Source organism: Paenibacillus sp. CCS19, assembly GCF_033239625.1.
Lineage (GTDB): Bacteria > Bacillota > Bacilli > Paenibacillales > Paenibacillaceae > Paenibacillus_T.
On record NZ_BTCK01000005.1, the window covers coordinates 57,122 to 78,812 of the forward strand.

General features: G+C 54.6%; 23 protein-coding genes and 1 riboswitch. Of the genes, 22 read left to right on the forward strand and 1 reads right to left on the reverse strand.

The annotated features are described in order from the left end of the window. Positions 1 to 485: 485 nt before the first annotated feature. A complete protein-coding gene (locus SBI19_RS06055) occupies positions 486 to 629 on the reverse strand; it encodes a hypothetical protein (protein WP_174812874.1) in 144 nt (47 codons plus the stop codon). 97 nt (positions 630 to 726) lie between these two features. Between SBI19_RS06055 and SBI19_RS06060 the strand changes: the two genes are divergently transcribed. From SBI19_RS06060 to atpA, 22 genes are all read left to right on the forward strand, one after another. Further along, complete coding sequence (locus tag SBI19_RS06060) at positions 727 to 1,635, forward strand: DUF6612 family protein (protein WP_317965984.1); 909 nt, start codon at positions 727 to 729, stop codon at positions 1,633 to 1,635. Between the two features lie 99 nt (positions 1,636 to 1,734). Then, positions 1,735 to 2,835 (forward strand): redox-regulated ATPase YchF, encoded by a 1,101-nt coding sequence (gene ychF, locus SBI19_RS06065; protein ID WP_317965986.1) that lies wholly within the window; start codon positions 1,735 to 1,737, stop codon positions 2,833 to 2,835. Positions 2,836 to 3,048: 213 nt separating this feature from the next. After that, positions 3,049 to 4,782 (forward strand): methyl-accepting chemotaxis protein, encoded by a 1,734-nt coding sequence (locus SBI19_RS06070; RefSeq protein ID WP_317965988.1) that lies wholly within the window; start codon positions 3,049 to 3,051, stop codon positions 4,780 to 4,782. A 144-nt stretch (positions 4,783 to 4,926) separates the two neighbouring features. Continuing rightward, positions 4,927 to 6,000 (forward strand): peptide chain release factor 1, encoded by a 1,074-nt coding sequence (gene prfA / locus SBI19_RS06075; protein WP_317965990.1) that lies wholly within the window; start codon positions 4,927 to 4,929, stop codon positions 5,998 to 6,000. A gap of 49 nt (positions 6,001 to 6,049) precedes the next feature. Beyond that, positions 6,050 to 7,099 carry a N5-glutamine methyltransferase family protein gene (locus tag SBI19_RS06080; protein WP_317965992.1) on the forward strand — a complete coding sequence of 350 codons (1,050 nt, stop codon included), beginning with the start codon at positions 6,050 to 6,052 and terminating at the stop codon, positions 7,097 to 7,099. A gap of 322 nt (positions 7,100 to 7,421) precedes the next feature. Next, the gene (gene spoIIR, locus SBI19_RS06085) at positions 7,422 to 8,288 is read left to right on the forward strand and encodes a stage II sporulation protein R (RefSeq protein ID WP_317965994.1); all 867 of its coding nucleotides are present in this window, start codon (positions 7,422 to 7,424) and stop codon (positions 8,286 to 8,288) included. 120 nt (positions 8,289 to 8,408) lie between these two features. Next, positions 8,409 to 9,527, forward strand: coding sequence for an L-threonylcarbamoyladenylate synthase (locus tag SBI19_RS06090; protein ID WP_317965996.1), 1,119 nt, complete (start codon positions 8,409 to 8,411; stop codon positions 9,525 to 9,527). A 96-nt stretch (positions 9,528 to 9,623) separates the two neighbouring features. Beyond that, complete coding sequence (locus tag SBI19_RS06095; protein ID WP_483312250.1) at positions 9,624 to 10,199, forward strand: manganese efflux pump MntP; 576 nt, start codon at positions 9,624 to 9,626, stop codon at positions 10,197 to 10,199. A gap of 22 nt (positions 10,200 to 10,221) precedes the next feature. Further along, complete coding sequence (locus SBI19_RS06100; RefSeq protein ID WP_317965998.1) at positions 10,222 to 10,806, forward strand: low molecular weight protein arginine phosphatase; 585 nt, start codon at positions 10,222 to 10,224, stop codon at positions 10,804 to 10,806. A gap of 99 nt (positions 10,807 to 10,905) precedes the next feature. Continuing rightward, positions 10,906 to 10,985: riboswitch (ZMP/ZTP riboswitch) on the forward strand. A 263-nt stretch (positions 10,986 to 11,248) separates the two neighbouring features. Then, entirely contained in the window at positions 11,249 to 11,707 is a 459-nt protein-coding gene (gene rpiB, locus SBI19_RS06105) for a ribose 5-phosphate isomerase B (RefSeq protein WP_317966000.1), read from the forward strand. A 27-nt stretch (positions 11,708 to 11,734) separates the two neighbouring features. Beyond that, on the forward strand, positions 11,735 to 12,352 hold the full coding sequence (locus SBI19_RS06110; RefSeq protein WP_317966002.1) for a TIGR01440 family protein: 618 nt from the start codon (positions 11,735 to 11,737) through the stop codon (positions 12,350 to 12,352). 108 nt (positions 12,353 to 12,460) lie between these two features. Then, entirely contained in the window at positions 12,461 to 13,708 is a 1,248-nt protein-coding gene (locus tag SBI19_RS06115) for a serine hydroxymethyltransferase (RefSeq protein WP_317966004.1), read from the forward strand. 122 nt (positions 13,709 to 13,830) lie between these two features. After that, positions 13,831 to 14,925 (forward strand): glycine-rich domain-containing protein, encoded by a 1,095-nt coding sequence (locus tag SBI19_RS06120; protein ID WP_317966006.1) that lies wholly within the window; start codon positions 13,831 to 13,833, stop codon positions 14,923 to 14,925. A gap of 133 nt (positions 14,926 to 15,058) precedes the next feature. Next, complete coding sequence (gene upp, locus SBI19_RS06125; protein WP_317966008.1) at positions 15,059 to 15,688, forward strand: uracil phosphoribosyltransferase; 630 nt, start codon at positions 15,059 to 15,061, stop codon at positions 15,686 to 15,688. Between the two features lie 113 nt (positions 15,689 to 15,801). Next, positions 15,802 to 16,950, forward strand: coding sequence for a non-hydrolyzing UDP-N-acetylglucosamine 2-epimerase (wecB, locus tag SBI19_RS06130; RefSeq protein WP_317966010.1), 1,149 nt, complete (start codon positions 15,802 to 15,804; stop codon positions 16,948 to 16,950). Between the two features lie 186 nt (positions 16,951 to 17,136). Continuing rightward, on the forward strand, positions 17,137 to 17,412 hold the full coding sequence (locus tag SBI19_RS06135) for an AtpZ/AtpI family protein (RefSeq protein ID WP_317966012.1): 276 nt from the start codon (positions 17,137 to 17,139) through the stop codon (positions 17,410 to 17,412). 38 nt (positions 17,413 to 17,450) lie between these two features. After that, positions 17,451 to 17,828 (forward strand): ATP synthase subunit I, encoded by a 378-nt coding sequence (locus SBI19_RS06140; protein WP_317966258.1) that lies wholly within the window; start codon positions 17,451 to 17,453, stop codon positions 17,826 to 17,828. Continuing rightward, positions 17,828 to 18,586, forward strand: a complete 759-nt coding sequence (atpB, locus tag SBI19_RS06145) for a F0F1 ATP synthase subunit A (RefSeq protein WP_317966014.1) — start codon at positions 17,828 to 17,830, stop codon at positions 18,584 to 18,586. The genes SBI19_RS06140 and atpB overlap by 1 nt, the downstream gene beginning before the upstream one ends. A gap of 109 nt (positions 18,587 to 18,695) precedes the next feature. Beyond that, positions 18,696 to 18,920 (forward strand): F0F1 ATP synthase subunit C, encoded by a 225-nt coding sequence (gene atpE, locus SBI19_RS06150; protein WP_317966016.1) that lies wholly within the window; start codon positions 18,696 to 18,698, stop codon positions 18,918 to 18,920. Positions 18,921 to 19,082: 162 nt separating this feature from the next. Continuing rightward, complete coding sequence (gene atpF, locus SBI19_RS06155) at positions 19,083 to 19,565, forward strand: F0F1 ATP synthase subunit B (RefSeq protein ID WP_317966018.1); 483 nt, start codon at positions 19,083 to 19,085, stop codon at positions 19,563 to 19,565. Then, positions 19,562 to 20,110: a F0F1 ATP synthase subunit delta gene (locus SBI19_RS06160; protein ID WP_317966020.1), complete on the forward strand. Its 549-nt coding sequence runs from the start codon at positions 19,562 to 19,564 to the stop codon at positions 20,108 to 20,110. The genes atpF and SBI19_RS06160 overlap by 4 nt, the downstream gene beginning before the upstream one ends. Before the next feature lie 15 nt (positions 20,111 to 20,125). Beyond that, a complete protein-coding gene (atpA, locus tag SBI19_RS06165; RefSeq protein ID WP_317966022.1) occupies positions 20,126 to 21,640 on the forward strand; it encodes a F0F1 ATP synthase subunit alpha in 1,515 nt (504 codons plus the stop codon). The last annotated feature ends 51 nt before the right edge of the window (positions 21,641 to 21,691 follow it).

Genomic DNA, 21,691 nt, shown 5'->3' on the forward strand with positions numbered 1-21,691 from the left:
CACCGCGAGCGCGATAAGGTGCAGAAATGCACCATATGGGGCCATGCCACTCATCACGAACGTGATAAGGTGCAGAAATGCACCATATGGGGGTCGTCTCGCCCACCACGAACGCAATAAGGTGCAGAAATGCACCAAATGGTGCCATCCCGCCTTACCACGAACGCAATAAGGTGCAGAAATGCACCATATAGGGCCATCCCGCCTACCACGAACGCGATAAGGTGCAGAAATGCACCATATGGTGCCATCCCGTCCACCACGGACGCAATAAGGTGCAGAAATGCACCAAATGGTGCCGACCCGCCCGCCGCGAACGCAATAAGGTGCAGAAATGCACCAAATGGTGCCATCCGCCTTACCACGAACGCAATAAGGTGCAGAAATGCACCTTATCAAAAGACGAGCACGGCAATGATCCATGCAGTCGTTTCATCGGATGGAAATAACTGCGCTGCCTAGCTCACGCAGTCGGTTCATCCTACTTAATCCGATTTTTTCTTTTTACCCGAGAAGTTGGTGACGGATTTCGCGTCTTCGATCGTATCGTTGACGAACGCCATATCCTGGTTTTTCGCCTTCATGTTAGTCGTTCCTTTGTAATTGCCTTTATGCGATTGGTTTTCCATTGGTTTGTCGCACCTCCCTTGCGGGTAGTATCCCCTATGGCCTCTGGGACATTCTAAGAGTGATGGCGAGGATCGAGAAGGGGAGGAGTACGAACGAATGAGAATACCGATTAGAGCCGGCATACGGCTCATGCTGCAATGTACGGTTGGCATTACACTAATGATGACGGTGGCTTGTTCTTCCGACAAGGCGGAGGAGACAACGTCGTCCGGGGATGCGTCTAAGCTTCAACAGCAGCTTGAGCAGTCGGCTGAGGCGGCAGCGAAATCCAAAACTTGGACAATCGAGATGAAGCTGGGGCAGAAGATGGACGAGGAAGCGATGGACATGACGACAACAGGTGTCGTTGTTCGTGAGCCGCTCCAGATGAAGCAGTCGATCGATTCCGAGTACGCAGGCGAGAAGTCGAAGATGGAGACGATTCTGACGCCGGATGCCTATTACATGCATGATATGGCGACGGATGATTGGACGCGAATGACCGCTTCCGTTATTCCGGAAGTGAAGGAGACGTTGTCCGATTACCAGGTGAAGCCGTCAGAACCCGTGAAACGGCTGGAAGCATCTTCAAGCAAGCTGAGGGGGAGCACCAATGAAGCGGGTCAGCTTCAGTACGATTATATCGGGGACGGCACGGATGCAGGAGCTACAGCAATCATAGACGATGTGCTGCGCGGGACGTTCGGCGGCGGTACGATGACGAAGGAAATTGCGGATACGATTCAGGTGAATAGCTTCACCTATCAGTTGACGACGGACCAGGCAACGAAGCTGCCGGTCGATGTGAAGATGGCGATGGAACTGACGATCGAATTCGAGAAAGGTCAGCCTTCTACGCTTCATCAGACGCTGGATATTAAGTATAGCGATTGGGATGGCGGTCAGACGGTTACGGTGCCGGAGGCAGCCAAGAAGGCCGAAGAGATTACGCCTCCGACGCAGGATCTTATTGACGAACTGGAGCGGCTGCAAGACGAAATGGGGCAGCAAGCGCCAGCATCCTAACCTGCTGTATGCGAGCTGCCGACGCATGAAGCTTTCCATGTGCGGCAGGCTGCGGTATAATGTCCAATATTGATAAGAGATTAGGAGTTGTTGTGCGTCATGGCGCTTTCATGTGGAATAGTCGGACTGCCGAATGTCGGCAAGTCGACGCTGTTTAACGCAATTACGCAGGCCGGAGCGGAATCGGCCAACTATCCATTCTGTACGATCGACCCGAACGTCGGCGTCGTAGAAGTGCCGGATGAGCGTCTCGTCAAACTGACGGAGCTCGTCGTGCCGAACCGTACGGTTCCTACAGCATTTGAGTTCGTTGACATCGCTGGCCTCGTAGCTGGTGCAAGCAAAGGCGAGGGACTCGGCAACAAGTTCCTCGCCAACATCCGTGAAGTAGACGCGATCGTACACGTTGTCCGCTGCTTCGTAGATGAGAACATCACGCACGTTGCCGGTAAAGTCGATCCGCTGGGCGACATCCAGACGATCAACCTGGAGCTCATTCTTGCGGATATCGATTCGGTTGACCGCCGCATCGAGCGCTCCCGCAAGAACATGAAGGGCGGCAACAAGCAGTACGCGCAGGAAGTCGAAGTGCTTGAGAAGCTGAAGGAAGCTCTGTACAACGACCAACCAGCGCGCAGCGTTGAACTGAGCGACGAAGAGCGTCTCGTTGTCCGTGATCTTCACCTGCTGACGATGAAGCCAGTGCTGTACGCAGCGAACGTGAACGAGACGGAAGCGGCGAACTCGGATGATAATCCATACGTCAAAATCGTACGTGAATTCGCAGCGGAAGAAGGCGCAGTCGTTGTGCCGATCAGCGCGAAGGTCGAGTCGGAGATTGCAGAGCTTGAAGGCGAAGATAAGGCGATGTTCCTCGAGGAACTCGGTCTTGAGCAATCCGGCTTGGATCGTCTGATCAATGCAGCTTACAAGCTGCTTGGCCTGTATACGTACTTTACGGCTGGCGTGCAAGAGGTTCGCGCATGGACGATTCGCAAAGGGATGAAGGCGCCGCAAGCGGCAGGCGTCATTCATACCGACTTCGAGCGCGGCTTCATTCGTGCAGAGGTTGTCTCCTATGACGATCTGGTAGCCGCTGGCTCCATGAACGCAGCGAAGGAGAAGGGTCAGCTTCGCCTCGAAGGCAAGGAATATGTCGTGCAGGACGGCGACGTTATGCACTTCCGTTTCAACGTATAAGCGATTGTTTTGCACGATATTAAGCAATAAGAATGCCATAACAGCGCGGTTTGCTGGGATGGCGTTCTTTTTTTGTATACATAAGTTTTGAGTTTTGTATTCATTGTAGATTGATTTGTATTTATCGAAGAAAGCACTAATTAAAACGGATTTCACCGCCGTTATCAAGAGTTAGGGTAGTACTATTTTCCTACAACAGGAGGCGGTTACAGCATGAAGTGGTTTCGCAACATGGGGCTTGTGCTGAAGAGTTCGTTGGTCATGGCAGGGTTCATCATCATTGTCGTTAGTATCATGGTGGCAGAGAATAGCGCACGGGATAAAAGCACGTATTTCGATCATCTGCATGATTCCGGCCGGTTAATGGAGCAGCAGTTCATTCCGGAAGAGGCAGGGCTCACATCTGTCATAGAGAAAATGAAGAAGGATCAGCCGTTCACATTGGACCGCTCTTATCAGAAGCTGTATGAAATTGCCGAGCTGTTGTCCAAGGAAGTCAATGTCAACCATGTTTATGTGTTGGTGCCGAATGATAATAACGAATCGATGACATATATGCTCTCCACTGAAACGGAAAGTCAAGGGCCGAAGGCGGGCGATCCGTTCACGGCATCGGACGAATTCAAGCAGAACTGGGATATCGCTCAGGCGGACGGAGCTGCCGTATTTGAGTCCGAGCTTGAGAATGGCGAGAATTGGCTCACTTATTTGCAGCCGATGAAGAACAGCAAGGGAGACACGATTGCATTGTTCCAGCTCGACTTTGATCCATCTCACATGGAAGAGCAGCTGAATACAATGTTGAAGCGAGAGGCTGTCATTGCAGTCAGTACCGAAGTGGTCGGCATTATTCTTATCGTGTTGTTCCTTCGCAGAATGCTCGCTCCCCTCAAACGCATAGCGCGATTGTCGGAGCAGGCAGCAAGCGGCGATCTGACGGTATCTGCACCTGTGCGATCGGGCGATGAGATAGGCAGACTATCCGCTGCATTCAATGACATGATTGCGAATTTGAATGGCCTTATCCAGAGTGTTCAGCGTTCAACGCAATCGGTGAACAGCAGCGCGGATTCGGTGCATGATCACGCAGCAGACTCTTCTACGCAAACGCGTATCGTGGCGGAGGCTGTAAGAGAGGTCGCTGCGGGTTCGGCTATGCAGCTGCAGAGCTCACAGGAAAGCCAGCGGGCGATGACCGAGATTACGATCGGCATTCAGCGCATTGCGGAGTCGGCATCGCAAGTAGCGGATCTCGCGCAGGAGACGTCGGAGAAGGCGACGACAGGCGGGGGAACGATCGACAGCACGGTCGCCCAGATGAATGCCATCGAAGAGCGGCTCGTTCAAGCGGCTGCGGAAGTAGAAGCGCTGCAAGCAGGGAATCGTAATATTCGGGAAGCTATGGATCTCATTAGCGATATTGCGGCACAGACGCATTTGCTCGCGTTGAATGCGTCGATCGAAGCGGCGCGCGCAGGAGAGCAAGGACGCGGGTTCGCCGTCGTTGCACAAGAAATTCGCAAGCTGGCGGAGCGGGCGGGCGAGTCGTCCCAGCAGGTGAGCGATATGCTTGGCAGTATCGTGCTTCGTACGAATGCGATGGCGCATTCGGTTACGCGTTCCCTGCAGGAAGCGCAAGAAGGAATGGCGATCGCCGCACAAGCGGGCGAATCGTTCCGTCATATCGAGGAAGGCATTTATACGCTCGTTAGTCAGATGCAAGAGGTATCGGCTTCAACGGAAGAGATGTCGGCAGGCAGCGAGCAGATTGCGGCTTCGCTTGATGAACTGGAACGCATTGCGGAGCGCTCTGCAGTCCAGGCTTCCTCGGCATCTTCAGCGGCGGAGCGTCAGCTTGATTTGATGAAAGCAGTCGAAGGTACTTCCGATACGATGAAGACAGCTGCGGACGGGCTTGCGGCTGCGGTTCAGTCTTTCAAAGTGTAGTAAATTGTAGTCAGGCTGACCGTTTGGGTGCGGCTGCCGTCTCTTTCCACTGCAAAACAGTTTATGAAGAAGCGGTGTTGTGCTATAATTGTCGGATGAATACAAAGCTTCGGTTGAGCCGAGCTTTATAGGGGTGAATGTACGGTGATAGACCGGTTATCTGTACTAGCCGACCGTTATGAGAAATTGAGCGAATTGCTCTGCGACCCGGATGTTGCGGGAGATCCTAAGCGTCTGCGCGAATATTCCAAGGAGCAATCGGGCCTGCAGGAAGCGTATGAGGCATTTACTGAATACAAGAATGTCAGCGAACAGCTCGACGATGCCAAGGCAATGCTCGGCGAGAAGCTTGATGACGAGATGCGCGAGATGGTGAAGCTCGAGGTGGAAGAGCTGTCGGAGCGCAAGGCCGAACTGGATGAGCGTATCCGTATCGTCCTGCTGCCGAAGGACCCGAACGACGAGAAGAACGTTATCGTTGAGATCCGCGGAGCGGCAGGCGGCGACGAAGCGGCATTGTTCGCTTCCGACCTGTATCGGATGTATACCCGTTATGCGGATTCGCAGGGCTGGAGAACGGAAATCATGGATATGAACGAGAGCGATCTCGGCGGCTTCAAGGAAGTTGTGTTCATGATTATCGGCAAAGGCGCTTACAGCAAGCTGAAGTTCGAGAGCGGCGCACACCGCGTGCAGCGCATTCCTGCTACGGAATCGGGCGGACGTATTCATACGTCGACGTCGACGGTGGCGGTGATGCCTGAAGTGGAAGAAGTCGAGATCGAAATTCATGACAAAGACATTCGTGTCGATACGTTCTGCTCGAGCGGCGCTGGCGGTCAGTCCGTCAACACGACCAAATCGGCAGTTCGCGTTACGGACGTACCGACGGGCATCGTCGCAACTTGCCAAGACGGCAAATCGCAGAACGAGAACAAAGCGAAGGCTCTGCAAGTGCTTCGCTCCCGTATTTATGAGATTCATCGTCAAGAAGAAGAAGCGAAATACGCTGGCGAGCGTAAGAGCAAAGTGGGTACGGGCGACCGCAGCGAGCGGATTCGGACGTACAACTATCCGCAGAGCCGTGTAACGGATCACCGGATCGGCCTCACGCTGCACCGCCTCGATTCGATCATGAACGGTGACATCGAAGAGATCGTGCAGACGCTCACGCTGACGGAACAAGCGGAGCTGCTGGAGCAAGAGAACAATCAATAATAAGGCCGCGGGTCCTGAAGACCTGCAGCTTAAGGGGCGAATTTGACCGATGGTGCAATCGGAGGTTACGTTTCGGCCCGGCATGACAATCGGAGAAGCCTGCTTGCAGGCTTCTTCTTTGCTTGCGGGGCTCGGAATCGGCGAACCGCGATCGAACGCTAACTTGCTGATCTGTCACGTGCTCGGCTTCACGAAGGCAGAGCTGCTGCGTGACTGGCATGAGCCGATGCCGGAGCAGCTGTTCGAAACTTGGGCAACGTTAATCGCGCGTAAGGCGGCTGGCGAGCCAGTCCAGTATTTGATCGGCGAAGGATGGTTCTATGGGCGGCCGTTCACGGTAACGCCTGCCGTCCTCATCCCTCGGCCGGAGACGGAGCTGCTCGTTGAGGCGGTGCTGGAGGAGGCGGACAAGCTGTGGCCGCAGACGGGAGAGAAGGCGAAGGTGCCGACCGTCGTTGATGTAGGCGTGGGCAGCGGGGCTATTGCCGTGACGCTGTCGGCTGAACGCCCGGGCTGGCGGTTATTCGCGTCCGACCTGTCGCCGGACGCCCTTGCAGTCGCGAGAGGCAATGCCGCGAGGCTTGAAGCGGCGGAGCGCATTACGTTCGTGCAGGGCGACCTGCTGCTGCCGTTCGCTGTTGGGGGTAATTCGGGAGAGGATCAGAGTGGCTTCGCATCTGAGCAGGATACAGTTGAAGGAGCGGGCGACGCGGTTGGAGTGAGTAACGTTATAAGCAGCTCCAATGCTGAGCGTGCTGCCGAATCCGTGGCAGGACTGCACATCGACGTGCTCGTCTCCAATCCGCCGTACATACCGGCGGCGGACATCCCCGGCCTTCAGCCGGAGGTGCGCGACTATGAGCCGCGCCTCGCGCTCGTCGGCGGCGGCGACGATGGCCTTGAGCCGTATCGGCGCATGGCCGTTCAGCTGCCGCAGCTCGCGCAGCTGCCTCGCATCGTCGGCTTCGAGCTCGGCATCGGCCAAGCGCAGGACGTAGCCGATCTGCTCCGCGCGATCGGCCACTGGGACGATATTCGCATCATCACCGACTACGGAGGCATCGATCGGCATGTGCTGGCGATCCGCAGCGGGGAGTAAGCTTGTTATTGGAGGATAGAGGTGAGTATTCGCCTCTATCCTTTTGCTATGATAGAAGCCCAATATTAAAGTTCTGCACTCCCCTTCACCCCTTATGGAGCACTCCTAAAAACCTCAAGCACCGTATCCATCCCGGCAATTTACTCAACCAATCAACCAACTGCTACCCCATCTAGCCCACTCCTTAAAATGAAAACGCAGGCTTTCTATTTTCATTTCTCTGCTAGGTTTATAGAGTCCCTCTCTCGGACATAATGTCGGATAGATACGTTCCGGAACGCAAGCTGAAGCGCCGACGGGTGCCTGAGAGGGGCTTGTGCATATGATCCGCCATCATTCCTATTATTCGGTTGATAGTAACGACAATTCCGTTTCTTCTTCTTCTTCTAAAATCGCACAACCGCGGCGCCGCCGCTTTGCATATCGTCCGATGTACGGTTACTTGATTCTTGCCGTGTTCGTCATTCTTATGAGCTGGGAGCAGGTGCGCACAGACGCTTCTGCCATTGACGGAGCGATTCCCGAGCAGTCGATTCGGCTTCGCATTCTGGCGAACTCCGATGCGCCGGCTGACCAAGCCGTGAAACGCCACGTACGTGATGCGGTTGTAGCCGCGATGAACAATTGGGCAGGCGGTCCTGCAACGATTGAACAAGCACGCGAGACGATCCGCACCCATATGGGCGAGATCGAGGCAATCATCGCTCATGAGCTGGAGATCCGTGGTTTCGACTATGGCTACAAGGCAGAGCTTGCAGTCGTCCCATTCCCGACGAAGATGTACGGCAGCCGCGTATACCCAGCCGGCGACTACGAAGCGCTACGCATTACGCTTGGCAATGGCGCAGGTCAGAACTGGTGGTGCGTCCTGTTCCCGCCGCTCTGTTTCGTGGATGCGGCTTCCGGCGAAGCTGAGCCAGCACAAGCAGAGCCGAGCGTCGAGCAGGCAGACAGCAAAACAACGAAGGCTGAAGGAAAGTCCGACGTTCAAGAAAAGGCAGATGCGAAACCAGCGAAAGCCGACGCGAAAGAAGTTCATGTGAAGAACGCGAAAACAGACGACAAGCAAGCGAAGCAAGCATCTAGCGACAATGACAACCAACCATCCGGTGAAGCGCCGGAAGCGAAGTTTTTCCTGATCGAACTGATTGAAGCCATCATTCAATTTTTTAAGAATTTATTCTCGTAATATCCGAACGTTCAGCAATCCCGTCAACCAACCCCGGCCGGTCTGCCTAAGCAGCCGGCTTTCATTGTGCTATAATACAACTACAACATTAGTCGATTATTCGAGATACGAGGAATCAGAATGATTACGAAAACATCTACATGGCAGGTGCTCCCGGGTGCGGACGACCGTGCTTCGCAAGAGGCGATTGCCGAGGCTGCGCAGCTGCTGAGCGGCGGCGGCGTAGTCGCTTTTCCGACGGAGACGGTATACGGCCTTGGTGCGGATGCCCGCCAGACGAGTGCGGTAGAACAGGTTTTTGCGGCAAAAGGGCGTCCCTCCGACAATCCGCTCATCGTCCACATCGCGGACGAATCGCAGCTGGAGGGGCTGGTGCAGCCGGTAGGCGATACGGAGCGCGCGTTGATGCGACGTTTCTGGCCGGGGCCGCTTACGATCGTTATGCCAGCTGTTCCAGGCGCGGTATCCCCGCGCGTCACAGCTGGACTCGACACCGTCGCGGTGCGCATGCCGCAGCATGATATCGCGCTGCGGTTGATCGCGGCAGCGAACTGTCCAGTCGCTGCGCCCAGCGCGAACCGGTCGGGCCGACCGAGCCCGACGCTCGCGGACCATGTCCGCGAGGATCTGGACGGCCGGATCGACGGGCTCGTCGATGGCGGCCCGACGGGCGTAGGCCTGGAGTCGACCGTCGTCATGACGGAGGCTCCTGGCGTCGTACGCATTTTGCGCCCAGGCGGCATTACAGCAGAGCAGCTGCAAGAGGTTGTGCCGACCGTGCTGTTGGATGAGACACTGGCGGGACTAGGCAACGTCCAAGCTGTCGAAGCTGTTGCCCAAGCTGCAGCGCCTGATCAATCCCAATCAGCGCCGCGCTCGCCTGGCATGAAGTACGCGCACTACGCGCCGCGCGGCACTATGCTGCTGGTCAGCGGCGAGGCGGATGCGGTACTCGATTATATTCAGCGCGAGGTAGATGCAGCGTCCGCGAGAGGTGAAGTCACGGGCGTACTTACGTACGAGGAGCACCAGAACTCTTTTGCAGCGGATGAGGTTGTCGTCTGCGGCAGTCTTGAGAAGCTGGAGACGGCTGCTCAAGGGTTGTATGCAGCGCTGCGCGAATTTGACGTAAGGGGCGTGGAACGCATCTGGGCAGAAGCGTGCCCAAGCGATGGCATCGGGCTTGCGCTTATGAATCGAATGGCCAAAGCGGCTGCAAACCAGATCGTTTACGTTTGACAACTTTAACCGAATAATGATTAATGATCACGCAATGTGAACATGAACACCCGCTCGTCCGCATAAAGTGTACAAGAATGCGGCTTGCGGGGAGAGATGAATGTGCATTTGGAAGCGGGTATGGGTGCTGGCCAGCTGTTAACGCTGCTTATTATGGCGATTGCGCTGGGAATGGACGCTTTTTCGCTTGGCGTCGGCATCGGGATGAGAGGAATACGGCTGCGTCGCATTGCCGTACTAAGCACCATTATTGCGTTGTTTCATATGCTGATGCCATTGCTGGGAATGTTCGCGGGACAGTATGTAAGCGGGCTGCTCGGCGATGTGGCGACGCATGCGGCAGGTGTTCTTCTTCTGCTGCTAGGCGGGCATATGGTGTACAACTCATTCAAGGGCGGGAGCGGCAGTGCGTCGTCAATCAACCACAGCTCGTTCTGGGGAATGTTGATATTCGCCTTCAGCGTCAGCATTGACTCGTTCTCGGTAGGCGTCTCGCTTGGCATGTTCGCGCTGGATGTTATGCTTACGGTGCTCATGTTCGGCCTTGCAGGCGGCATCATGTCGGTGCTCGGTCTGCTGCTAGGACGCAGCGCCAGCCGGACGCTTGGCGATTATGGCGAGGCATGCGGCGGCGTCATCCTGCTCACATTCGGTCTATTGTTCGTGTTCTAAATGGAAGGGAGCATGACTTGCCTTGAAACGGATATTGTTCGTATGCACCGGCAACACTTGCCGGTCGCCGATGGCGGAAGCTATTATGCGCGACAGAGCGGCGCGGCGCTCGCTGGACATTGAGGTCCGCTCGGCAGGCGTCTCGACCGTGGATGGGATGGCTGTGTCAGCGAATGCGGCTGAGACGCTCAGGCGCAAGCAGATTGCCCATAACGGCACTAGCCGGGCTATCGCTGAGTCTGCGGTGCAGTGGGCGGACTTGATTCTTACGATGACCGCCTCGCACAAACGCAGCTTGATCGGACGTTTCCCTAGCGCGATGGAGAAGACGCATACGCTGCTCGAATACGCAGTGCTGGACGAGCAGATGGCGTCGGATTTGGCTGAGCTGGAACGATTATATACGGAATGGCAGATGAAGCAGGCGCTTGGGCAGACAGGGACGGATGAGGACCGGGCTCGAATGCTGGAGCTGGAGCGCAGAATACCGAGCTTCGACATCGAGGATCCGTTTGGAGGGCCGCTGCATGTCTATGAGAGCGCCGCGGCACAGATCGAGGCTGCAGTGGAGAAGCTGCTCGATAAGTTTACGGCGGACGGTCGATGATAACGCTGCCGCCCGAGAAGATGCGCAGTTGTGCTGATTAATGGGCGGTAGAGGATTGATTTTGACCGCTGAATCGGGTATGATGAAATCAAATTTAACGGTTTCCGATGTAACTGGCGACGAAGTGGGATACCACGGTGGAGCATCGGAATATACGGCCGGTCGCCTGGGCAAAGAGCATCGCGTGATGAGCGCGTTATGCTCTTTTTTGCTTTTTAGCAGCGTAATTGGAATGTCGATAGGTGTCGTGTAATGCAGGCAAATTAGGTATAATAAATGCGGACTGGTTTTCTGTAAATAGACTTATGAACGCGTATATCCCGCCGGATGACGGCGAGGCTATCGCAAAACCAAAGCGTATGCTTTCGAAGCAGCATTTGCTGCACATTCCGCCGAATGGCGGCGGAGGCTATCGCAAAACCTTAAGGAGGATTCCACCACCATGAAAATTTCGATTGGGGCCGACCACGGCGGTTACCGCTTGAAAGACATTTTGGTTCCGTTCATCGAATCGCTCGGCCACGAAGTAACGGACGTCGGCTGCAGCTGCGACCAATCGGTCGACTACCCGGACTATGCGCTTCCAGTATGCGAAGCGGTAGCAAGCGGCCAAGCCGACCGCGGCATTCTCATCTGCGGCACTGGCATCGGCATGTCGATCGCAGCGAACAAGGTTCGCGGCATCCGCTGCGCGCTCGTGCACGATATGTTCTCGGCGCAAGCGACGCGCGATCACAACGATACGAACGTGCTGGCAATGGGCGAGCGCGTAGTCGGTCCTGGCGTAGCGCAGGAGATTATCCGCATCTGGCTCGAAACGCCGTTCTCCAATGGCGAGCGCCATGTTGGCCGCATCAGTAAAGTGAATGAGATCGAAGCAAAATACGCAGCGAAAGCTTAAAACAGCATTCGCACGGGAGGCATAACGATGAGCGAAGTCGATGGTGTATTTGACAGCCGGCAGGCATCTGTCGTTGAGCAGGCGGTGCAGACCATTGTCAGCGAGCTGGTGACAGCAGGCGGCATCAAGCATGGCCAGCTTGTCGTCATCGGGTGCAGCACGAGCGAAGTGCTGGGCAAGCGCATCGGCACGTCGGGCACGACCGACGCTGCGGCAGCGATATTCGCTGGCGTGGAGGCGGTCCGTCGGCAGGTCGGATTTTATCCCGTGTATCAATGCTGTGAACATCTGAACCGCGCGCTCGTCTTGGATCGTGCTGCGGCGGAGCGCTTCGGGTTGGATGAAGTCGCTGCTGTGCCGGTGCCGAAGGCGGGCGGTTCGATGGCGGCTTATGCGTATCGTCATTTGAACGATGCCGTATTAGTGGAGTCGGTTCGTGCCCATGCGGGCGTCGATATCGGCGACACGTTCATCGGGATGCATCTGCGTCCGGTGGCAGTTCCGGTTAGACCGACGATTCGCTCGATCGGACAGGCGAATGTGACAATGGCCTACAGCCGGCCGAAGCTGATTGGCGGTGCGCGGGCTGTTTATGCGTTGGATGATCAGGCCGAGCCGGAGCGTCCGGGCGGCACCTGCGAGTAACCTTGCACAATGCGAGCAACTCCTGCAACTCCAACAATTGCGTTCAACCATGCGGGCAACCGCTTGTGAATATAGCAGTACCAATATGCTGAAGGAGGATTTTATCCTATGGAAAATTTGCGTAAACAAGATCCAGAAATCGTGAAAGCACTTGGCCTCGAGCTGCAGCGTCAACGTGACAACATCGAGCTGATCGCATCGGAGAACATCGTAAGTGAGGCAGTACTCGAAGCAATGGGTACGGTTCTGACGAACAAATATGCAGAAGGCTACCCAGGCAAACGCTACTATGGCGGCTGTGAGCATGTTGATATCGCTGAGGATATCGCGCGTAATCGCGCGAAAGAACTGTTCGGTGCAGAGCACGCGAACGTTCAGCCTCACTCCGGCGCACAAGCGAACATGGCTGTTTACCTTGCATGCCTCAACCCAGGCGATACGGTTCTTGGTATGAACCTGGCGCATGGCGGCCACTTGACGCACGGCAGCCCGGTTAACGCATCCGGTCTCCTATATAACTTCGTACCTTACGGCGTACAAGAAGACTCCTTCACGATCGACTATGAAGAAGTTCGCAAGCTTGCTTTCAAACACCGTCCTCGTCTGATCGTTGCTGGCGCAAGTGCATACCCGCGCATTATCGATTTCGAGAAGCTTGGCCAAATCGCTCAAGACGTAGGCGCGCTGTTCATGGTTGACATGGCTCACATCGCGGGCCTCGTTGCAGCAGGTTTGCACCCAAGCCCAGTACCGCACGCGCACTTCGTAACGACGACGACGCACAAAACGCTTCGCGGTCCTCGCGGCGGCATGATCCTCTGCCGTAAGCCATGGGCTGCAGCGATCGATAAAGCGGTATTCCCAGGCTCCCAAGGCGGCCCGCTCATGCACATCATCGCTGCTAAGGCGGTTGCATTCGGCGAAGCGCTCCAGCCTTCGTTCAAAGAATACGGCAAGAACGTTGTCGATAACGCTCGCGTTCTCGCTGACGCGCTTGTTGGCCACGGTCTGAACCTCGTATCCGGCGGTACGGACAACCACCTGATGCTGATTGACCTTCGCAACCTCGGCATTACGGGTAAAGAAGCAGAGCACGTACTCGACTCCGTTCAAATTACGTGTAACAAGAACGCGATTCCGTTCGACCCTACGAGCCCATTCGTAACGAGCGGTATTCGTATCGGTACGCCAGCAGCTACGGCTCGCGGCATGAACACGGAAGCCATGAAAGTTATTGCTGACGTTATCGCCATGACGTTGAAGAATCCGAAGGACGAAGCGGTTCTGGCAGAAGCGCGCGCGAAAGTTCAAGCGCTGACGGCACAATATCCGCTGTACCCAGGCATGGCTTACTAATTGACTGTAAAGCATCAAGAAGCCTCACTCCGACAGCGAGTGAGGCTTTTTTTGTGGCCGCATGAACCGATACCGCTCCCATGCTATACTAATTGCAATGAAGGATAAAGAGGTGTTCGGGAATGGAGCTCGTTCTTGTCGTGATTGGTCTGATCACATTCATCATCGTGCTTAAAGCAATCGGGAATCAGAAACCGCGAATGCACAATCGAACAATGTCTGGCCGTTCTCGTGTAAGCAGGCCCTATACGGCTCCATGGCCGAGTGAGCAGCCTCCGGGTGCACTTGGCATCGCGGCGGGACATCCGGCCCGCAGCGCAGCCGAGAGGCTGGAAGACGCGCTGTCGTCCGATTACGAGGCTCGCGTTCAATATCGTGTCCAATCGGCGAAACCGGGCATGACGCAAAGCGAATGGGCGTGGACTTGGTTCGAGCTGAAACGTTACTTTCTTATGTGCGCCTTGCTGCGGAACGTTCCGATGTACAGCACGAAGGCCGATGAAGTATGGCATGAGATGCTGATGTTTACTCGTGAGTATGAAAGCTTCTGCCAGCAATTTTGCGGAGCTTACATTCACCATGCTCCACATGGGAAAGATGACAATAAGCCAGAGGACGGCAGCAGGGCGTGGTTTGACTGGCTGTATGCGGAGCTGTTCGAGATGTCGCCTGTAAGCGGCAAAGTGTGGGGATCATTCTTCCGAGAGCCGCTATCGCGCAGCAGGTTGTCTGAGCTGGAGTCGATGAGCGAACAGACTATTCGAAGCGAGTGGTTCCGCAGCGATACAGCGGCCCGATATGAGGATCTGGACCGTACGGCTGCCTGGCTTGCCGCTTCTGCGAAGCGTCAGCTGGAAACGGCAAGGAGAGGCTCGCGAGGGCAAGGAGTGCCGGATTACACCAAACAGAGTCAGTCTTCGTACGATGGCTCGGGAATGATGTCAGCCAGTTGGCTGCTGCTTTATTTCTCTGCTGTAGAGCCGAACAATCTGGAACATCGAATGAATGAACATATACAACGTGACAATGATCGGTATGGAGGATCTTCGGCATGCAGCTCGTACAGCGGGGACGATTCTACCCGCCATGGCGGCTCTACTCATCATGGTCATTCCCATCACGGGCATGACCACAACGATGGCGGCTCGTCTTCCTGTGGAGGTGGAGGAGACTCCTCGTGCGGAGGCGGCGGAGGCTGCGGTGGAGGAGGGGACTGATTCCTCTCTGATCCCGCATGTGAATGATCTTCCTGTCCCAGATGCAACGACTGTTTTACAATGCTATAATAAACGGGATCATTGACGATTACTTACAACAGCTAACAGCTAGCAAATCAGGAGGCAGTTCCCCATGAGCAAATTGGTAGTATGCGATCATCCATTAATTCAGCATAAGCTGACGTTTATTCGCAACAAGGACACGAATACGAAAGATTTTCGCGAGCTCGTTGACGAAGTCGCCATGCTGATGGCATACGAAATTACGCGAGACGTCCCGCTGCAATCGATCGAAGTGGAGACGCCCGTGCAGAAGACGGAGGCGAAAGTCGTTTCCGGCCGTATGCTTGGACTTATCCCGATTCTGAGAGCGGGCCTAGGCATGGTGGACGGTATGCTGAAGATGATTCCTGCTGCCAAAATCGGCCATATCGGTTTATTCCGCGACCCGCAGACGCTTCAACCCGTAGAGTACTATATCAACCTGCCGACGGATGCTACGAATCGGCTGCTCATCGTGATCGATCCGATGCTTGCGACTGGCGGATCGGCGATTGCCGCTATCAACTCGCTCAAGAGCCGCGGTTGCGAGCAGATCAAGATGATGTGCCTGATCGCCGCGCCTGAAGGCGTAGAAGCGCTGCAGAAGGCGCATCCGGATGTCGAGATCTATACGGCAGCGCTTGATGAGAAGCTTAATGACCACGGGTACATCGTGCCAGGTCTGGGCGATGCCGGCGACCGGATGTTCGGTACGCATTAAATACCTTATTCATCTGTGCGTGACGACGCTGATCCAAAGCCCATCAGGGAGGATCCAGCGCGTTATGCCATGCCATTATGCAACTTTACTGTGAAGTTAGGAGCTGACTTGTTGTGTCCAAATTGAAAGTCATGACGATTTTCGGCGTTCGGCCCGAAGCGATCAAGATGGCGCCGCTCATTCTCGAGCTGCAGCGTCATCCCGAACAAATTGAGTCGATCGTCTGCGTCACCGCGCAGCATCGCCAAATGCTTGATCAAGTGCTGGAGGTATTCAACATCCAGCCGGACTATGACCTCGACGTCATGAAGGCGAACCAGACGCTCAATGAAATCTCCATCCGCGTCCTTCAAGGCTTGGAGCCGGTTCTGCGCGAAGCGAAGCCTGACATCGTGCTTGTGCATGGCGATACGCTGACGACCTTCCTTGCAAGTTATGCGTCGTTCTTGCAGCAAATCCAAGTCGGACACGTTGAGGCTGGTCTGCGTACATGGAACAAGCTGTCGCCTTATCCGGAAGAGATGAACCGTCAACTGACGGGCGTTCTCGCCGATGTTCACTTTGCACCGACAGACTGGTCGGCAGGCAATCTGCGCAAGGAGAACAAGGCGGAGGAACGTATCTATGTAACGGGCAATACGGTTACGGACGTGTTCCAATACACGGTTAAGCAAGATTTCACGCACCCTGTGCTTGATTGGGCAGAAGGCAAGCGTCTTGTGCTCATGACGGCTCACCGCCGCGAGTCGCAGGGCGAGCCGCATCGCAACATTTTCCGCGCGGTGCGCCGCATTGCAGACGAATTCGAGGATATCGCAATCGTCTACCCGGTACACTTGAGCCCAGCGGTCAAAGGACCTGCTGAGGAACTGCTCGGCGGCCATCCGCGCATCAAGCTGATCGACCCGCTCGACGTTGTCGATCTGCACAACTTCTATCCGCATACGCATCTGATTCTGACGGATTCGGGCGGCCTGCAGGAAGAAGCGCCATCGTATGGCGTGCCGGTTCTCGTGCTTCGCGACACGACCGAGCGTCCAGAGGGTATTGAGGCAGGTACATTGGAATTGGTTGGCACGGACGAAGCGGACGTTTACGAGCGTACGCGCGCCCTGTTGTCCGACCAAGATTTGTATAATCAGATGAGTCGAGCGGCCAATCCTTATGGCGATGGACAAGCATCCGTTCGGATCGTTCAAGCACTTCTGCACCATTTTGGCAAAACGGACAATCGTCCGGTTCCGTTCACACAACGTTCATAGTTTACATGAGATAAATAGCAATCCCAACGAGGGTACAGCATACAGTTGTACTGTACGGTTTGGAAGTCTGAAAATCCTTGCTGCATAAGGGTTTTCGGACTCCCGTTCACTAAATGTTTGAATTTATATGAATTGACAGAATGGATACGGCTTGGATAAAATAAATGAGAGTTTTGGAGTGATTCTATGAATCCGTCCAATGAAAAACCATCTACGGAAGATAATCGGAACGCGCGGGACAGTGGCCTTGGGGACAATCCCTGGCGCGCAATGGGTTTGGTCGGCACCGTAGGGGCTGACCTTGCCGTATGTTTAGGGGCAGGTTTTTGGCTAGGTTCCAAGGCGGACGCCTCTTATGGCACGCATTATTGGTATCTTGTCGGACTGCTTGCAGGCCTTGCGGTCGGCGTCGTGACGATTTATTTTCTAATCCGAGCGTTTACGGGGGGCAAAGGAATTTGATTGACAACTTGTCGGCCCACCTACGAACCGTTACACGTTTGACGTTCTTTTTTTTGTCCGTTTGCTTTATCTGCTGGGCAGTATTTCCGGCGCAGCAGGCTTGGTGGGGGGGACTTGTTGTAGGTACAGTAGCTGGCTTGGTGAATGCGCTTCACCTTGGGTGGAAGGTTAGTCAGATTGGGGCGAATGCTGCTGCACGCAGTAATAGGCGCTCCACGCTGGGATACGTGACTCGGGCCTGCATAGGCTTGCTTGCAGCTGTTATTGCAACAAGGACGTTTGATTTCAGGATAGAAGCGGTTGCCGCGGGATTATTTGTCGCCCAATTGGTAACACTCTTACTGGGATTTTGGACCATGCGCAAGCGGGGACGTACGCAATCGCAATCCCTCGATGAAAGGGGTGAAAACAACTAATGGATCATATTTTGCCTATTGTACACAAATGGGGAATTGAATTTGACCTTGCGGCCATTTCAATGATTCTTCTCACCAGTATCATCGTGCTCGTGCTGGCGCTCGTGTCTGTACGCGGTATCTCGGTTGACAAACCGACCAAGATGCAGAACTTCCTGGAATGGGTTATCGAATTCGTAATCAATATTATTGGTACGACGATGGATCTGAAGAAGGGCAAGCCGTACTTGACATTAGGCCTGGCGCTAATCATGTACATCTTCGTGGGCAATATGCTCGGCCTGCCACTCGGTATCGTAACGGAAGCGCATCACGGCGCGACGATTTTCGGTATGGAGCTGGACCTGGGCGGCGAAGAAGAGGCACATATCGCTTGGTGGAAATCGCCTACGGCAGACGTAGCGGTTACGGCGGCACTGACGGTTATCGTTATCCTGCTGACGCACATCGAAGGTATGCGCCGCAATACGAAGCATTACTTCAAACACTACTTCGAGCCATACGTTCCTTTCCTGCCATTGAACTTGATCAAAGAAGTATCCAAGCCACTGTCGCTTGCGCTTCGTCTCTACGGTAACATCTTTGCCGGCGAGGTTATGATCGGTGTTATTATCGGTGGATTGAGCTGGGTCGGCATTATCCCGCTCATCATATGGCAAGGATTCAGCGTGTTCGTCGGCGCGATCCAAGCCTTCGTCTTCGTTATGTTGACGATGGTATACATGTCGCAGTCGATCGTTCACGAAGAGAAACACTAATCCGTGTTAACGGATGAAGACAGCAGGGTTTATTCCCGAAGCACAGGAACAACGGCCTGTCTTGCGGGCCTCAATACATTTCAAACATATTTAAGGGAGGATTTTTCTAATGGGAGCACTAGCATTGGTTGCAGCAGCAATCGTATTCGGTTTGGGCGCGCTTGGCGCAGGTATTGGTAACGGTCTGATCGTAGGTCGTACGGTTGAGGGTATCTCCCGTCAACCAGAACTCCGCGGTACACTGCAAACGACGATGTTCATCGGTGTCGCACTCGTCGAAGCACTTCCAGTTATCACGCTCGTATTGGCGTTCATGTTCTACGGCCAAGCTTAATTTAATTTAACAAGATTGGCGGGGAGTGCCTTAGCCTCCGCGCCTTCCTTTTGTTCGAGAGAAAGTCCGGTTCGCCGCAGGGCGGACAACGGACTTTCCTTTCAACGAATGATCCGTGTTCGCACGTGTAATACCGATTGCTAAAGAAGGGAGTGACGCCCAGTGCATATCACTTGGTCCACGTTTTTCATCCAATTAGCGGCGTTTCTGATTCTCTTTTTCCTGCTGAAGCGTTATGCGTTCGGTCCTCTGCTCGGCATTATGGAGCAACGTAGAGAGTTGGTTCAAAGCCAGCTCGACAACGCAGAGAACAGCCGTAAACAGGCTTCGCAGCATCTGGAAGAGCAGAAACAAGCGCTTCAACAAGCGCGCAAAGAAGCGCATGATATCATCGAGCAAGCTAGATCGACCAGCGTCAAGCAAGCAGACGACATTATTGTTGCTGCTAAGACGGAAGCTACTCGCCTCAAAGATGACGCGGTTCGCGACATCGAGAGCGAGAAGAATAAAGCGATCGCATCGCTTCGCAGCGAAGTCGGCGGTATGTCCGTTGCCATCGCATCGAAGATTATCGAGAAACAAATCGACGAGAAGTCGCAAGAGCAGCTTGTTGACCAATACCTGAAAGAGGTAGGAAGCAAATGAGCCGCAATGTCGTAGTAGCGAAGCGCTACGCCAAAGCCTTGTTTGACATTGCTCAGCAGCAGCAGATCGTTGCTGAAGTCGAAGATCAGCTGAAGCTGATCGTGCAGGCAATCGAGAGCGAAGTGGACGTTCAGAAGTTTCTGGCGCTTCCATCGGTTGATGCTAGTCGTAAGATTGAACTGCTCCGCGGCGTGTTCGCGGATCGCGTTTCATACATTGTGCTGAATACGCTGGAGCTGCTCCTGACGAACGGCCGTCAAGACGTTATTGCTGACGTCTACGGCGCTTACGTGAAGATCGCAGGCGAGTCTCTCGGTCAAGCGCGTGCGACGGTTTATACGGCGCAATCGCTGAGTGCTGATGAACTCGAGAAGGTAGCTGCGCAGTTCAGCCAAATCACGGGCAAGAAAATTACGGCAGAGCAAGTCGTTGAACCGGCGCTGCTCGGCGGTATTCAAGTTCGCATCGGCGACCGTCTGTACGATGGCAGCCTGGCGGGCAAGTTGAATCGTTTGAACAAATCGTTAAACAAACGAGCACTGTAGATAGGGGTGAGCGAATTGAGTATCAGACCTGATGAAATCAGCACATTGCTGAAACAGCAGATCGAACAATATAAATCCGAAATTCAAGTGGTTGACGTTGGTACGGTAATTTCCGTCGGTGACGGTATCGCCCGCGTTCACGGCCTCGAGAACGCGATGCAAGGTGAGCTCCTGGAGTTCTCCAACGGCGTTATCGGCATGGCACTCAACCTCGAAGAAAGCAACGTCGGTGTCGTTATCATGGGTCCTTACAAAGGCATTCGCGAAGGCGACCAAGTTAAACGTACCGGCCGCATCATGGAAGTACCAGTAGGCGAAGCGCTTCTCGGTCGCGTTGTTAACGCACTGGGTGAGCCAGTTGACGGCAACGGCCCAGTCAACACGACAGCTACGCGTCCAGTCGAATCCCCAGCTCCGGGCGTAATGGCTCGTAAGTCGGTATTCGAGCCTATGCAGACGGGTATCAAAGCAATCGATGCGATGATTCCAATCGGCCGCGGCCAACGGGAATTGATCATCGGCGACCGTCAAACGGGTAAAACGCAAATCGCGATCGACACGATCGTGAACCAAAAAGGCAACGGCGTTATTTGTATCTACGTTGCAATCGGTCAGAAGCAATCGACGGTTCGTACCGTTGTTGAATCGCTCCGTAAGCAAGGCGCGCTGGATTACACGATCGTCGTAACGGCGAGCGCATCCGAGCCGTCCCCAATGCTGTACATCGCGCCTTACACGGGCTGCGCAATGGGCGAGTACTTCATGTACCAAGGCAAGCACGTTCTTATCGTATACGATGACCTGTCGAAGCAAGCAGCTGCATACCGCGAGCTCTCGCTCTTGCTCCGCCGCCCGCCGGGCCGCGAAGCATACCCAGGTGACGTATTCTACCTGCACTCCCGTCTCCTCGAGCGCGCAGCTAAGCTGAACGACGAGCTTGGCGGCGGTTCCCTGACGGCACTGCCGTTCATCGAAACGCAAGCAGGCGATATCTCTGCATATATCCCAACGAACGTAATCTCGATTACGGACGGTCAAATCTTCCTCGAGTCCGACCTGTTCTACTCCGGTCAGCGTCCAGCGGTTAACGTTGGTAACTCTGTATCCCGTGTAGGTAGCGCGGCTCAAATCAAAGCAATCAAAAAGGTTGCAGGTACGCTGAAAACCGACCTCGCGCAATACCGCGAACTCGCAGCATTCGCAGCGTTCGGTTCCGACCTCGACCGTGTTACGCAGTCCCGTCTGGACCGTGGTGAGCGCACGCTCGAAATTCTGAAGCAAGGCATCAACGCTCCTATGCCGGTAGAACGCCAAGTTGTTGCACTCTACTGTGTCACGAAGGGCCATGTGGATGAAATCCCAGTTCAAGACGTGCGTCGTTTCGAAGGCGATTTCCTTGCATACGTGGATGCAAACAAACCAGAAATTTTCGCTTCCATCCGCGATACGAAAGATTTGACTTCCGACAACGAGAAAGTGCTTGTTGAAGCGATCAACGCGTTCAAGAAGAGCTTTGCACCGTCGGTATAAACCATTTCTTCACATAAATGCGGAATAGAACTGGGTAATGGGGGAGCCTCG

Coding starts and splice junctions, on each gene's coding strand:
- SBI19_RS06055 (WP_174812874.1), bottom strand. CDS start 629: ATGGAAAACCAATCGCATAAAGGCAATTACAAAGGAACGACTAACATG.
- SBI19_RS06060 (WP_317965984.1), top strand. CDS start 727: ATGAGAATACCGATTAGAGCCGGCATACGGCTCATGCTGCAATGTACG.
- ychF (WP_317965986.1), top strand. CDS start 1,735: ATGGCGCTTTCATGTGGAATAGTCGGACTGCCGAATGTCGGCAAGTCG.
- SBI19_RS06070 (WP_317965988.1), top strand. CDS start 3,049: ATGAAGTGGTTTCGCAACATGGGGCTTGTGCTGAAGAGTTCGTTGGTC.
- SBI19_RS06080 (WP_317965992.1), top strand. CDS start 6,050: ATGGTGCAATCGGAGGTTACGTTTCGGCCCGGCATGACAATCGGAGAA.
- spoIIR (WP_317965994.1), top strand. CDS start 7,422: ATGATCCGCCATCATTCCTATTATTCGGTTGATAGTAACGACAATTCC.
- SBI19_RS06090 (WP_317965996.1), top strand. CDS start 8,409: ATGATTACGAAAACATCTACATGGCAGGTGCTCCCGGGTGCGGACGAC.
- SBI19_RS06095 (WP_483312250.1), top strand. CDS start 9,624: ATGAATGTGCATTTGGAAGCGGGTATGGGTGCTGGCCAGCTGTTAACG.
- rpiB (WP_317966000.1), top strand. CDS start 11,249: ATGAAAATTTCGATTGGGGCCGACCACGGCGGTTACCGCTTGAAAGAC.
- SBI19_RS06110 (WP_317966002.1), top strand. CDS start 11,735: ATGAGCGAAGTCGATGGTGTATTTGACAGCCGGCAGGCATCTGTCGTT.
- SBI19_RS06115 (WP_317966004.1), top strand. CDS start 12,461: ATGGAAAATTTGCGTAAACAAGATCCAGAAATCGTGAAAGCACTTGGC.
- SBI19_RS06120 (WP_317966006.1), top strand. CDS start 13,831: ATGGAGCTCGTTCTTGTCGTGATTGGTCTGATCACATTCATCATCGTG.
- upp (WP_317966008.1), top strand. CDS start 15,059: ATGAGCAAATTGGTAGTATGCGATCATCCATTAATTCAGCATAAGCTG.
- SBI19_RS06135 (WP_317966012.1), top strand. CDS start 17,137: ATGAATCCGTCCAATGAAAAACCATCTACGGAAGATAATCGGAACGCG.
- atpB (WP_317966014.1), top strand. CDS start 17,828: ATGGATCATATTTTGCCTATTGTACACAAATGGGGAATTGAATTTGAC.
- atpE (WP_317966016.1), top strand. CDS start 18,696: ATGGGAGCACTAGCATTGGTTGCAGCAGCAATCGTATTCGGTTTGGGC.
- SBI19_RS06160 (WP_317966020.1), top strand. CDS start 19,562: ATGAGCCGCAATGTCGTAGTAGCGAAGCGCTACGCCAAAGCCTTGTTT.